Source organism: Planococcus sp. TJ-307, assembly GCF_058268435.1.
Genome location: NZ_JBZDOJ010000002.1, coordinates 735,075 through 748,932, shown reverse-complemented (window position 1 = coordinate 748,932; position 13,858 = coordinate 735,075). Strand labels below are relative to the sequence as shown.

Below are 13,858 nucleotides of genomic sequence, written 5' to 3'. Positions count from 1 at the left end.
TTTCCGCACCTTTTGTATTGGAGAAACTCATATTAAAATTCTGACTCATTTAATTGGAGATAATTTCAAATTTTTAGAAATTCACGGTGAAATCCATTTCTGTAATTGTTATGATGGATGTATGGAATGCGGGGTGTAGAGACGTGCGTCAAAAAGCACTAGCGATTTTTAGAAAATTGGGCTATCGAAAATTAATGATGATGGGAATTTTATTAGCTGGCTTGATCTTATATGCTTTTTTATTGGACTCAGTTCGGGGAAATACATACGATATAAACTTGTTTCAGCTGTCCCCAGAAACGATACGCTCTGAAAAAACAGTAGAAGATCCGATTAAAACAGAGCTTGAAAGGCAGCGGGTGTCCGAAGAAGTAGAACCAAGCTATCAGTTTGTTGAGGAAATTGCCGACAATCAATCTGCGGTGGTTGAATCTCTTTTTGGCTATTTGCTGGATGCCAAAAAAGTACCGGAAGAGGACGAAAGTGGGCCATCTTCTGAAGCACTGCTGGCGCAGCTGCGCGAAGATCTTCGGCTCATGGAAACCAGTGAAAATGGTTTGCGTTTAACAGATGAAATGCTGAATGCTTTATTGTCGCTTTCTACAAATAGTCTGCTGAGTGTTCAAGAAGAATTAGACCGTTTTCTCCAGAATTATTTGGAAGAACCGCTGCGGGTAGAAGGAGTGGCGCGAATTCGGACTGAAATCGAACAAGATATTCGCAGAAGCGAACAAATTCCCGATAATGTGGTACTGGCGGCCGTAACCATTGGTAGATTTGGAATTATTCCAAACGAGCTGATCAATGAAGAATTAACCGCAGAGCAAATGGAACAGGTTCGCAACAGCGTGGAGCCTACTCGCATTCTTCAAGGTCAAGTACTAGTCCAAGAAGGTCAGGTGGTTGACCGAGAAGTTTACCGCCAACTCGAACTTGCTGGAATGACGGAAGAACAGCGAAACTACAGGCCGCTTCTTGGGTTGTTGATTTTTGTGGTCATCGCAATGGGCCTTTTGGCGGCAGTGATGTCACGATCAACCAAAGATGAAAGAGGAAAAGCAACTGAATTTCTAGTCATGCTTGTGGTCATTACCATTTCATTGGCGCTTATGAAATTAATATACGCTGTCAGTGAAAACTTTGAATTGGTGATTGCTTTTCTTTTTCCAACAGCGTTAGCTGGTATGCTTGTCAGGTTGCTGGTCAATGAACGGGCAGCTGTCTATGTGACAATTCTGATTAGTGCGGCCGCGGGCATCATGCTGCAAAGCGTTCATACTTCTTCATTGCAAGTAGATGTAGCGCTGTACATTCTTTTAGGAGGGCTCGCTGCAGTTTACTTGATTGACCGGGATGGGGGCCATGGGCGCATCATGCAGATCAGTTTGGCAGTTGCTGGCGTGAATGTATTGTTTGTTGCTTTTTACCTGCTAATTGGCCAAACACAATACAGCTGGTCAGAGATTGGCTTTTATTTCACAGCTGCAGTTGTTTCAGGTTTAATGTCGGGTGCATTAGCAATCGGTATGCTGCCGTTTTTCGAATCGGCATTTGGGATGTTGTCGACGATGCGGTTGATCGAATTATCCAATCCCAACCATCCCCTGTTGAAAAAAATTCTGATGGAAACACCTGGCACCTATCATCATAGTTTAATGGTCGCCAATTTGGCCGATGCTTCGTGTGAGGCAATTGGAGCAAATGGATTACTGGCAAGAGTGGGCTGCTATTACCACGATATCGGCAAAACCAAACAGCCGCAGTTTTTCATAGAGAACCAAGTAAATATCGAAAACCCGCACGATCGCCTGCCGCCGGAAAAAAGCCGGGATATCATTTTGGCGCATGGGGTTCAGGGAGCTGAAGTTCTCCGCAAGTACAAAATGCCGAAAGAGATCGTGGATGTAGCCGCGCAACACCACGGCACCAGCCTATTGAAATTCTTTTATTACAAAGCAAAAGAAACCGATCCAGAGATCATAGAAGAATCTTTTCGCTACGCAGGACCAAAACCGCAAACCAAAGAAATCGCTATTATTTGCATCGCAGATAGCCTCGAAGCGGCCGTCCGTTCAATGAAAGAACCAACTTCAGAAAAAATAAAAAAATTGGTGGATGCCATTGTAGAAGATAAACTGAAAGATGGGCAATTCGAGGAATGTGATATATCCTTAAAAGAGCTAAAGAAAGTAAAGGCGGTAATGTGCGAAACCTTAAATGGCATTTTCCATTCCCGCATTGAATATCCGAAAGAAACCAATTGATAGGAGGAACTGCTATGATCGCCATCGATTTTATGGACGAAACAGAAAGCCTGAACGAGCAGGAACTTGCGTTTGTGCAAAAAATATTGGAGCACGCTGCAAAAGAAGAAGGCTTAGGAGCCTCTGAAGTGTCAGTGACCTTTGTCACCAATGAAATGATTCGCGACATCAACCGTGAATACCGCGGCAAAGACCAGCCGACTGACGTTATTTCGTTTGCTATGGAAGAGCTGGGTGAAGGCGAAACGGCCATCATTGGTTCCACAGAACCGCGCATGCTTGGTGACATTATCATATCGCTCGACCGGACAAAAGAGCAGGCTGCGGATTATGGCCATTCATTCGAACGGGAATTGGGTTTTCTGGCCATTCATGGCTTTTTGCATTTGCTGGGCTACGACCATATGACAGAAGAAGATGAAAAGAAAATGTTTTCCCGTCAAGAAGAAATTTTGGTTTCACTCGGCATAACGCGTGATCAACATGGCGGCGCGTAGGTTTTTTCGTTCATTCCAGTTTGCAGCACAAGGAATTGCTACGGCGTTAAAGCGAGAACAAAATATCCGCTTCCATGCAGCTGCAGCCGTGGTGGTAGTGCTTGCAGGATTTTTGACGGGTTTGTCCGACGTAGAATGGCTGGTGGTTATTCTGCTGATTGGCGGTATGATCGCCTTGGAAATGGTGAATTCCGCTATTGAGCGCGTCGTAGACCTGGCGACTTCTGAGCTGCATCCATTAGCCAAACAGGCAAAAGACATGGCGGCAGGTGCTGTTTTGGTATTTGCCGTGGCAAGTGCTATAATTGGGTTACTGATATTTCTACCAAAATGGTTATAAATTCGCAGAGGTGATAAACATGGAAAAAGAACAATTGATGGAGCAAGCGATCGCGGCACGCAGCAATGCGTATGTGCCTTATTCAAAATTCCCTGTCGGCGCAGCGTTGCTGACAGCTGATGGAAAAGTGTATTTGGGCTGCAATATCGAAAACGCAGGCTATTCTATGACAAATTGTGCAGAACGCACAGCCGTCTTTAAAGCGGTGTCTGAAGGCGATAAGACCTTTACGGCACTTGCGGTATCTGCAGATACACCAGGCCCTGTATCGCCTTGTGGTGCATGCAGACAAGTGTTGGCAGAGTTCTGCTCACCGGATATGCCGGTTTATTTAACAAACTTAAAAGGTGACGTCCAGGAAACGACTATCAGTGAATTGCTCCCTGGCGCATTTTCAACGGAGGATTTAAAGTATGCAGCAAGAGAATAACGGCTTCAAATCAGGGTTTATTTCCATCATTGGCCGTCCAAATGTCGGCAAATCAACGTTTCTCAATCGAGTAGTGGGGCAAAAAATAGCCATTATGAGCGACAAGCCCCAAACTACACGCAATAAAGTACAGGGCGTTGTGACGACCAACGAAAGCCAAATGATTTTCATCGATACACCAGGGATCAACGAACCGCGCCATAAATTAGGCGATTTTATGCTGAAAGTGGCAAAAAATACGTTCCGTGAAGTGGATGTACTGCTGTTTGTTGCAAGCGGTATTGAACGTGTCGGCAAGGAAGACCGCTATGTACTGGAAATGCTGAAAGGCATTGATGTGCCAGTATTTTTGGTCATTAACAAAATCGATCAAGTGCACCCGGATAATTTGCCAAAAATTATTGAATCCTACCGCAAAGAATTTGACTTTGCAGAAGCGATTCCCATTTCAGCATTGGAAGGCAATAACGTCGAGACTTTGTTGGCGAAAATTAACGAGCGACTGCCAGAGGGGCCGCAGTACTACCCGGCTGACCAAATTACAGATCACCCAGAGCGTTTTATTATTTCTGAGTTGATCCGTGAAAAAGCTTTGCATTTGACGCGCGAGGAAATTCCGCATTCAATTGCCGTGGTCATTGAAAAAATTGCACCGGATTCTGAAAACAAAGACATGATTCGTGTTCAGGCCATCATTATGGTTGAGCGAGATTCCCAAAAAGGCATTGTCATTGGGAAAAAAGGGGTATTGCTCAAACAAATTGGTACACGCGCACGCCAGGATATCGAGAATCTCCTCGGTTCGAAAGTGTATTTAGAGCTTTGGGTCAAAGTGCAAAAAGATTGGCGCAACAAAGCGATGCATTTACGTGATTTCGGCTTCAGAGAAGACGAATACTAAGGAGTCCTTCCCATGCAAAATCAAGTAGAGGGAATTGTCATCCGTACGATGCCGTATGGCGAAACGAATAAAATTGTTACCTTGTTTACGAGAGAAGCGGGGAAAATCACCTGCATGGCCAGAGGGGCAAAAAAACCAGCCAGTCGGCTAGCCGCGATTACCCAAGTGTTTACCCATGGCAGTTTTTCCATCTACAAAGGACGAGGCATGGGCACATTGCAGGCAGGTGATCCGCTGGAATCGCTGCGGCATATTCGGGAAGACATCATGTCGACCGCTTATGCCAGTTACGTGACTGAATTGGTTGACCGGTTAACGGAGCAGGATGAGCCGCAGCCGGTCATCTACGATATGCTGTATCAGGCACTTCATGCTATCGATGATGGCCATGATCCAGAAGCGATCACCTTATTTGTCGAGTGGAAGATGCTTCAGGTGGCGGGCCTTGCGCCAACGCTGCACGAATGTGCCAACTGCGGTGCGACTGAAGGAGAGTTTGCTTTTTCGTTTCAGGAACTCGGCTTTCTCTGCCATCGCTGCTTCCATATTGATCGCTATATTATTCGTTTGAGTCCGGCTTTAGTGAAACTGATCCGCACCTTCTACTTTGTGCCGATTGAACGAGTAGGCTCCTTGACCTTGAAAAAAGAATCCAAGACCTTACTCAAACAAATCGTCCGCACGATTTACGAAGAAAAAGCAGGCATTCGCTTAAAGTCACGAAAATTCCTTGAACAATTGGAACGGACACCTGAATTTTTGCCGAAAAAAGAAGAGTTGCCGAAAGACGAATAGTCTTTTGGCAACTCTTTTTGTTTTGCTTTATTTAAAAGAAGTGTAGAAATAGCTTTGTACCTGTCAGAGCTGACCAGGCAATTCCGCTTTTCAGTGTCCAGACTCCAGCAGCCAGATTCTCGGGTCATAAGCCACTCTGGCTGTGCGGCAAAGAACGCCGCTTCGCCAGCGCGTCTTATGCCCGTCGACTCTACCCGGCTGCTTCCGCTTTTCGGTGTCCAGACTCCAGTGCCTAGCTCTTCGGGTCATAAGTCAACTCGGACTGTGTGGCAAAGAACGCCACACTGCCGGTCTGCCTTATGCCTGTCAGAGCTGACCAGGCACTTCCGCTTTTCTTAATTAAAACTGGATATGCTTTTCGATGTAAGCTTGCACTTCAGCGATCGGCATGCGTGTTTGCTCCATGGAATCGCGGTGGCGTACGGTTACTTGGCCGTCTTCGACCGAATCAAAGTCGTAAGTGATGCAGAACGGAGTACCGATTTCATCCTGGCGGCGGTATCGTTTGCCGATGGATTGAGATTCATCGTAATCCACCATGAAGTGTTTCGCTAAGTCAGCAAATACGCCAGTTGCGCCTTCTGCCAATTTCTTGGACAATGGCAATACAGCTGCTTTATAAGGAGCCAATGCCGGGTGGAATCTTAACACTGTACGTTTGTCGTCGTTTTCCAGCTCTTCTTCACTGTAGGCATCTACAAGGAAAGCCAGTGTGACACGGTCAGCTCCAAGAGAAGGTTCGATGCAATAAGGTACAAAGCGTTCGTTGGTTGCCGGATCGATGTAATTGAAATCTTCTCCAGAATGCTCCATATGGCGTTTCAGGTCAAAGTCGGTGCGATCTGCAATGCCCCAAAGTTCGCCCCAACCGAATGGGAATTTGTATTCGATGTCAACCGTCGCATTTGAATAGTGGGAAAGTTCGTCCTGGTCATGCTCGCGCAGGCGCATATTGTCTTCCGCCATATTCAAATCCAATAGCCATTTTTTGCAGAAGTCGCGCCAGTAAGCGTACCATTCCAAATCTTCACCAGGCTTGCAGAAAAACTCCAGCTCCATTTGTTCAAATTCACGCGTCCGGAACGTAAAGTTGCCGGGTGTGATCTCGTTGCGGAAGCTTTTTCCGATCTGGGCAATCCCGAAAGGCATTTTTTTGCGCATAGAACGCTGGACGTTTTTATAGTTGACGAAAATTCCTTGAGCCGTTTCTGGACGCAGGAAGATTTCGTTTGTTGAAGCTTCTGTGACGCCTTGGAACGTTTTGAACATCAAGTTGAACTGGCGAATATCCGTGAAGTCCTGTTTGCCGCATGTCGGGCATTTTACTTCGTGTTCTTGAATCAGTTCCGCCATGCGTTCGAACGACAAGCCGTCGACGATCAATTCAATGCCTTTTGCATCCAATGCATCTTCGATCAATTTGTCTGCGCGGTGGCGTGTTTTACAGCTTTTGCAGTCGATCATTGGGTCATTGAAGTTGCCGACATGTCCTGAAGCGACCCATGTTTTAGGGTTCATCAAGATGGCAGCGTCCAATCCCACGTTATAAGGGGATTCTTGAACGAATTTTTTCCACCATGCTTTTTTAATATTGTTTTTGAGTTCGACGCCGAGCGGGCCGTAATCCCATGTGTTGGCCAACCCTCCGTAAATTTCAGAGCCAGGGAATACAAATCCTCTGTGTTTTGCTAATGCTACTACATCTTCCATTGACATAAAATTACCTCCATAAAATAAAAAATCGCACCCATCCCCGGACATGTTAACATGTCCGAGGACGAGTACGTTAAGACCCGCGGTTCCACCTCGATTGACTGCAAAATGCAGTCCGCTTAAAATAGTAAATGGCTCTGGATCACCTTTTCCTGTAGTTGCAGGCTTACACCATCCCTGCTCGCTTTTGTTTACAGTACTTATCTATCCGTCGTTGCCTGTGTTAAGTTCTTACATATTGTATCACGGCAATGTTTTCTTCGCAATATCACGTTGATTAGTATATAATAATTGGTATTGAGTATCACATATTTATATTTTGAGGCGGTGAGTCCAATCGAACTCAATAAACGGCAAGAAGAAATTCTTCAAATTGTGAAAGGCAATGGTCCGATTACTGGCGAACAGATAGCGGATCGTTTGAGCCTAACTAGATCTACATTACGACCTGATTTAGCCATCCTGACAATGGCAGGCTTTCTAGATGCCCGTCCGCGTGTTGGCTATTTTTATTCGGGGAAAAAACCGGGACAGGATGTCACCGATACGATGAATAATATGAAGGTCAAGGATTTCCAATCGATTCCGGTTGTGGTCAGGGACGATGTCAGCGTTTATGACGCCATCAGCCAAATGTTCCTGGATGATGTCGGTACGCTTTTCGTTGTGGACAAAAAATCATATCTCACTGGCGTACTGTCAAGAAAAGATTTGCTGCGCGCAAGTTTGGGCAGCCAGAATCTATCTGCAATTCCTGTACATATCATTATGACGCGCATGCCAAACATTACGTATTGCGCAAAAAACGAATCACTGATCCAGGCAGCGCATCGCCTCATCAATCAGCAAATCGATGCCTTGCCAGTAGTGGAAGAACAGCCGGATGGCTTCAAGGTCGTCGGCAGACTAACAAAAACGAATATTACTCGTGCGTTTTTATCGTTATCGGAAAACCACGATTTGTGAGGTGCCAACTATGAATTCACTCCGCTTATTCATTGTCTCCGATTCGGTCGGAGAAACAGGGGAACTGGTCGCAAAAGCAGCGATCAGCCAATACTTGAACGCAGACCAAAATGCAATCCTCAAACGTTTTCCGTATATTGATTCGATCGATCATCTGCAAGAAATTGTGAAGTTGGCTGTCGCTCAAAAAGCATTTATCGTCTATACTTTGGTGTCTCAAGAACTGCGGGACTATATGCAGTCTGAAACAAAAAAGTTTTACGTTACAGCTGTAGATTTAATGGGGCCACTCTTAGATGCGTTAGAGAAAGAGCTAGATGCGCCGCCGCTCCAAGAAGCCGGTTTGGTCCGCAAACTGGATGATGACTATTTTAAAAAAGTAGAAGCAATTGAATTTGCGGTCAAGTACGACGATGGACGCGATCCACGCGGCATTTTGATGGCTGATATCGTTTTGGTCGGCATTTCGAGAACATCCAAAACACCGCTGTCTCAATATTTAGCACACAAGCGGCTAAAAGTTGCCAACGTTCCACTGGTTCCTGAAGTAGACCCGCCGGATGAGCTGTATCATGTGGATCCGGAGAAATGCTTTGGCCTAGTGATCTCGCCAGATAAACTGAATAACATCCGTAAAGAACGGCTGATTGCTCTTGGGTTAAACGATGATGCAAACTACGCTAAAATCGACCGCATTCACGAAGAAATTAGCCACTTTCACAAAGTAGTGGACCGCATCGGCTGCGAAATTGTAGATGTGACGAATCGTGCAGTAGAAGAAACGGCGAACTTAATCCTAAGCAAACTTCAAAAGTAACTTCGGGAAAACCACCTGCACAGGCGGTTTTTCTTTCTTTTTGCTAGATTTTTTGATATAAACGTTTTATAATGAAGAATTGTGGCTAAAGCTTACTATTGGATAAAATAGTTTGCTTTATCTTTTTGTCGAAAAATGAAGGATTTTGTCTTTCAATCACGAATAAAGTAAGATAAGCAAACAAAGATGGTGAGAAAAATGTCCAATCGAGTTCCTGAAGAAGTGATTGAAAAGATTCGGTCCAGCACAGATATTGTGGATGTCGTCGGTGAGTATGTTCAGTTAACCAAGAGAGGCCGCAACTGGTTCGGTCTTTGCCCTTTCCACGGAGAAAGCACACCATCTTTTTCTGTCACTGCCGACAAGCAGATCTTTCATTGCTTTGGCTGTGGAGCTGGTGGCAATGTCATCACATTTTTGATGGATATTGAAAATTTATCATTTCAGGAAGCCTTATCGAGACTCGGAAGCCGTTCAGGCATTGAGGTTGATATACAGAGTTCTGCTGAATCCGGTCCTGTGCAATCTAAAAGCGATCATCAATTGATCCTGATGCACGAGTTTGCTGCGGATATGTACCACCATATTCTGTTGAATACGGAAGAAGGCCAAGTGGCATTGGACTATTTGGAAAATAGGGGCTTTACACGGGAAATGATCGAAAAAAATAAAATTGGCTGGTCGCTCCCGGAATGGAATTACATGGCGTCTGCGCTCAAGCGAAAAGGCTTTAGCGAAGAAGAGTTGGAATCGAGCGGATTGGCAATCCCTCGTGAGCAGTCAAGCGGTTATTTTGATCGATTCCGCGGTAGAATCATGTTTCCGATCATGAACGAAACGGGCAAAGTCATTGCCTTTTCGGGTAGGGTCCTTGAACATACCAAACAAGAAGCGAAATATATGAACAGCCCGGAATCTCCGATTTTCCAAAAAAGCCAAGTGCTTTATAATGTGCATCATGCCAGAAGCGCCATACGCAAAAATCGGAAAATCATTTTGTTTGAAGGGTTTATGGATGTCATTGCAGCGGGTAAAGCAGGAGTTGACAATGCTTTAGCAACAATGGGCACGTCACTCACTGCACAGCACATTCGGCAAATGAAACGATTTGCACAGGAAGTTGTAATATGTTTTGACGGCGATGATGCAGGTTGGGAAGCTGCTAAAAGAGCAGCGATTTCCTTAAATGAAGATAATTTTAAAGTAGAAGTAGCCGTTTTGCCAGGCAAGATGGATCCGGATGATTTTGTCCGCGAAAACGGAGCCGAAGCTTTTAAAGAGCAGATTATCGGAAAGCCCCATGCTTTTATTGCATTCGCAATGATGCACGCCCGCAGGCACAAGAATTTTCAATACGAGAATGATTTGCTTCAGTATATTCAGGAAGTGCTGCAATTACTAGCCGGTAGGTCCTCGCCTTTAGAGCGGGATTTATATATAAAGCAATTATCAGAGGAAACCGGATTATCTCAAGAAGCGATTTTACAGCATTATCGAAAGCTTGAAAACAAAACGATTGAGCGAAACCGCCCTGAACCACCTGCAATCAAGGCGGTCAAAAAAGAACAAAAGCGAGTCACTTCGTTGCACCGGGCGGAGCGGATGCTGCTGTCACATGCGTTGGCAGATCCAAGTGTTATGGATAAGTTAGCAGCCGAAGCCAGCGGCATCCCGTTTGTCAGTGAAGAATTCCAAGCGCTGTATGTTCAATTGCTCGGTTTTTATGAGGAATGGGACAAAGCTGATTTCCACAAATTCCTGGAGACCTTACAGGATGCAGAACTTCGCAAACTTGTTATGGAAACTGCATTGTCTGAACGTGATCCGGAACATACAGATGAAGAAATTTCCGATTGTTTAAAGCACTTAAAAAAACATCGGGTCGAACAGCAAATCAATCTAAAAATCCAGCAATCAAAAGAAGCGGAAAAACAGCATGACTTAAAGCGCGCTTTGCTTCTTGCACAAGAAGTGATTGCTTTACGAAAATCATTGTAAGTTAATTCCGGTTTTTTTTAAAGGAGGAAGTCACATGGCAGAGAAGTCTGAACGCCAAACTGAAGTTGAAGCAAGCAATGTACCATTGACTACTGAAGGTCCGGAAGCAACTGTTGAGGAAGCCAAAAAACAGCTGATCGAAACAGGTAAAAAAACCGGAGAGCTAAATTACGAACAAATTGCTGACAAATTAGCGGTTTTCGAAATGGAATCCGATGCAGTAGAAGAGTTTATCGACCAATTAGAAGGACATGGCATCGAGTTGGAACGAAAATCCGATGACGAGGAACACTTAGACCGTCTGATGAAGCCAACTGAAGACAAGTTTGATTTGAACGATTTAAGCGTACCACCCGGCATTAAAATTAATGATCCTGTCCGCATGTACCTGAAAGAAATTGGGCGTGTTGACTTGCTGAAAGCGGAAGAAGAAGTCCGTTTAGCAAAATTGATTGAACAAGGTGACGAAGAAGCGAAAAAACGTTTGGCCGAAGCTAACTTGCGTTTGGTCGTCAGTATTGCGAAGCGCTATGTCGGACGCGGTATGCTGTTCCTGGATTTGATTCAGGAAGGAAATATGGGCTTGATCAAAGCCGTTGAAAAGTTTGACTACTCAAAAGGCTTTAAATTTAGCACTTACGCCACTTGGTGGATTCGCCAAGCCATTACACGCGCCATTGCTGACCAAGCACGGACAATTCGTATTCCGGTTCATATGGTGGAAACCATCAATAAATTGATCCGAGTACAGCGCCAACTGCTTCAGGATCTGGGCCGTGAGCCTTCTCCAGAAGAAATCGGAGAAGAAATGGATTTGCTGCCTGAAAAAGTACGTGAAATCCTAAAAATCGCTCAAGAACCGGTTTCATTGGAAACACCGATTGGGGAAGAAGATGATTCGCATTTAGGTGACTTTATCGAAGATTCAGATGCGCAATCGCCTTCTGACCACGCGGCATATGAACTGTTGAAAGAACAATTGGAAGATGTCTTGGACACCTTGACGGACCGTGAAGAAAACGTTCTTCGTCTGCGCTTTGGCTTAGACGATGGCCGTACACGGACATTAGAAGAGGTAGGCAAAGTGTTTGGCGTTACACGTGAACGGATTCGCCAAATTGAAGCGAAAGCGTTGCGTAAACTCCGCCATCCTTCACGCAGCAAGCGTTTGAAAGATTTTCTCGAATAGAACTATTCGCTAAACCACTTCCAGAAAATCTGGAAGTGGTTTTTTGTGGTGAAGAAAAAAAGGAAATCAGGTTAAAGCTTGAGTTTGACTTAATTTTCCCTATATAATGAAAAGTGTAAGCGTATTCATAACAAAGGGGATGTACACAAATGGATTTCGATTTGACACAAGAACAGCAGATGATCAAAAAGACCATGAAAGAATTTGCGGATAAAGTAGTGGCACCCGGTGCCATTGACCGTGACCGTTCCAAAGCATTTCCGACTGAAATTTTCAAACAGCTGTCCAACATGGGGATGATGGGCTTGCCATTTGATGAAAAGTACGGTGGTGCCGGAGCAGATACGACCAGTTTTGCGATTGTGACAGAAGAATTGAGCCGTGCCTGTGCGTCCACAGGAATCACGTATTCTGCACATATTTCTCTTGGCGGAGCGCCGCTGAATTTATTTGGAACTGAAGAGCAGAAAGAAAAATACTTGACGCCGATTTGTACCGGTGAATCGTTTGGTGCTTTCGGGTTAACAGAACCCAATGCCGGATCTGATGCTGGAGGTACGGAAACCCGTGCGGTCGAAGATGGCGACGACTGGGTCATCAACGGTTCGAAAGTCTACATCACCAATGCCAGCCATGCCAAGCACTTGGCGATCACAGCGATTACCGGAATGAACAACGGCAAAAAGGAAATCAGTGCCATTATTGTACCAACGGATGCCGAAGGGTTTACCATTATTGACAACTACGAGAAAATGGGGCTGCATTCCTCCAATACGACAGAATTGGTTCTGGAAAATGTCCGGGTGCCAAAAGAAAACTTGTTGGGCGTCCGTGGAGAGGGCTTTAAGCAGTTCTTAGTGACATTAGACGGCGGTCGCATTGGCATTGCAGCAATGGCCGTAGGGATCGCCCAGGCGGCATTTAATAAAGCCTTGGCTTATTCGAAAGAACGGAAGCAATTTGGCAAACCTTTGTCTGAATTCCAAATCACTCAGTTTAAGCTGGCGGATATGGCGATGAAAATTGAACTGGCCCGCAACATGGTTTATAAAGCTTCTTGGTTGAAAGACCAAGGCAGACCGTTCACAAAAGAAGCTTCCATGGCGAAATTGTACGCTTCGGAAATTTCTATGGAAGTAGCAGATGAAGCAATTCAGATTCACGGCGGTTATGGCTACATGAAAGAATACGAAGTGGAGCGTTATATGCGTGATGCCAAATTACTGGAAATTGGTGAAGGCACTTCTGAAATTCAGCGCATGGTCATTGCACGCCAAATTGGCTGCTAAATAAAGGAGAGCGGGCCTTGCGAACTGCAAGGCCTTTCTGATGCAAAAGATTTTTTAAAATAAGTTTTATTGGAAATCCAGCGAGGAAACTTGTCTGTAGATGCACCTCAAGTCAATTTAATTACCGTTTTTGTCACAAACAAGGAAAAGTTATCTGATAAGACTTTTCGTTTCACGGATAATACAGTACAATAATGAATGATACGAATAATATCATCTAGCAGAACATAGTAGAGGGAGGGTTAACAGATGCAAAAAAATGCAATTGTACCTTATATCTTAATCATGGCGTTCGGTATTGGTCTCATTTTCTTCTTATCAGTACAAGGAGTTAGCGACGAAGCTGAAATCGCAGAAGAACAAGCAGCAGAAGAAGAAGGCGGCGGAGAAGCAGCCGAAGGTGAAGAAGGCGGAGAAGCAGCCGCTGGCGATTTCGATCCTGAAGCACACGCACAGGCAAACTGTATTTCTTGTCACGGTTCAAGCTATGAAGGCGGAGTAGGTCCATCATTAGTGGCTACTGAGCTTCCACAAGCAGACATCGAAGACATTTTGATCAATGGTAAAGGCACGATGCCAGGCGGACTTGTAGAAGAAGAGAACGCAGCAGCAATGGCTGAGTGGGTTCTATCACTCGAATAGCATCTAAAAACCCTTAG

General features: G+C 44.9%; 13 protein-coding genes. 12 read left to right on the top strand and 1 reads right to left on the bottom strand.

Annotated elements, in window-relative coordinates; all coding sequences use genetic code 11:
* Window positions 1-194 precede the first annotated feature (194 nt).
* From AC4EHK_RS10085 to recO, 6 genes are read left to right on the top strand one after another with little or no spacing between them, the layout of a single operon-like run.
* A complete protein-coding gene (locus AC4EHK_RS10085; RefSeq protein WP_490978957.1) occupies window positions 195-2,264 on the top strand; it encodes an HD family phosphohydrolase in 2,070 nt (689 codons plus the stop codon).
* Window positions 2,265-2,278: 14 nt separating this feature from the next.
* Window positions 2,279-2,761, top strand: a complete 483-nt coding sequence (ybeY, locus tag AC4EHK_RS10080) for an rRNA maturation RNase YbeY (RefSeq protein WP_490978660.1) — start codon at window positions 2,279-2,281, stop codon at window positions 2,759-2,761.
* A complete protein-coding gene (locus tag AC4EHK_RS10075) occupies window positions 2,748-3,101 on the top strand; it encodes a diacylglycerol kinase family protein (protein WP_490978659.1) in 354 nt (117 codons plus the stop codon). The genes ybeY and AC4EHK_RS10075 overlap by 14 nt, the downstream gene beginning before the upstream one ends.
* A gap of 19 nt (window positions 3,102-3,120) precedes the next feature.
* A complete protein-coding gene (locus AC4EHK_RS10070; protein WP_308788035.1) occupies window positions 3,121-3,531 on the top strand; it encodes a cytidine deaminase in 411 nt (136 codons plus the stop codon).
* The gene (gene era, locus AC4EHK_RS10065) at window positions 3,515-4,432 is read left to right on the top strand and encodes a GTPase Era (protein WP_490978658.1); all 918 of its coding nucleotides are present in this window, start codon (window positions 3,515-3,517) and stop codon (window positions 4,430-4,432) included. Before AC4EHK_RS10070 ends, era begins: the two co-directional genes overlap by 17 nt.
* 12 nt (window positions 4,433-4,444) lie before the next feature.
* Window positions 4,445-5,227, top strand: a complete 783-nt coding sequence (recO, locus tag AC4EHK_RS10060) for a DNA repair protein RecO (RefSeq protein ID WP_490978657.1) — start codon at window positions 4,445-4,447, stop codon at window positions 5,225-5,227.
* A gap of 339 nt (window positions 5,228-5,566) precedes the next feature.
* Here recO and AC4EHK_RS10055 read toward each other — a convergent pair whose 3' ends face one another.
* Window positions 5,567-6,943 (bottom strand): glycine--tRNA ligase, encoded by a 1,377-nt coding sequence (locus AC4EHK_RS10055; RefSeq protein ID WP_490978656.1) that lies wholly within the window; start codon window positions 6,941-6,943, stop codon window positions 5,567-5,569.
* A 324-nt stretch (window positions 6,944-7,267) separates the two neighbouring features.
* On the opposite strand from AC4EHK_RS10055, the gene ccpN reads away from it, so the two are divergent.
* From ccpN to cccA, 6 genes are all read left to right on the top strand, one after another.
* Window positions 7,268-7,906: a transcriptional regulator CcpN gene (gene ccpN, locus AC4EHK_RS10050; protein WP_490978655.1), complete on the top strand. Its 639-nt coding sequence runs from the start codon at window positions 7,268-7,270 to the stop codon at window positions 7,904-7,906.
* Window positions 7,907-7,916: 10 nt separating this feature from the next.
* Window positions 7,917-8,723, top strand: a complete 807-nt coding sequence (locus tag AC4EHK_RS10045) for a pyruvate, water dikinase regulatory protein (protein ID WP_490978654.1) — start codon at window positions 7,917-7,919, stop codon at window positions 8,721-8,723.
* A gap of 198 nt (window positions 8,724-8,921) precedes the next feature.
* A complete protein-coding gene (gene dnaG, locus AC4EHK_RS10040; protein WP_490978653.1) occupies window positions 8,922-10,721 on the top strand; it encodes a DNA primase in 1,800 nt (599 codons plus the stop codon).
* Between the two features lie 34 nt (window positions 10,722-10,755).
* On the top strand, window positions 10,756-11,910 hold the full coding sequence (gene rpoD, locus AC4EHK_RS10035) for an RNA polymerase sigma factor RpoD (protein ID WP_480334763.1): 1,155 nt from the start codon (window positions 10,756-10,758) through the stop codon (window positions 11,908-11,910).
* Between the two features lie 149 nt (window positions 11,911-12,059).
* Window positions 12,060-13,199, top strand: coding sequence for an acyl-CoA dehydrogenase (locus AC4EHK_RS10030; RefSeq protein WP_490978652.1), 1,140 nt, complete (start codon window positions 12,060-12,062; stop codon window positions 13,197-13,199).
* Between the two features lie 249 nt (window positions 13,200-13,448).
* Window positions 13,449-13,841, top strand: coding sequence for a cytochrome c550 (cccA, locus tag AC4EHK_RS10025; protein ID WP_490978651.1), 393 nt, complete (start codon window positions 13,449-13,451; stop codon window positions 13,839-13,841).
* Window positions 13,842-13,858: the final 17 nt, after the last annotated feature.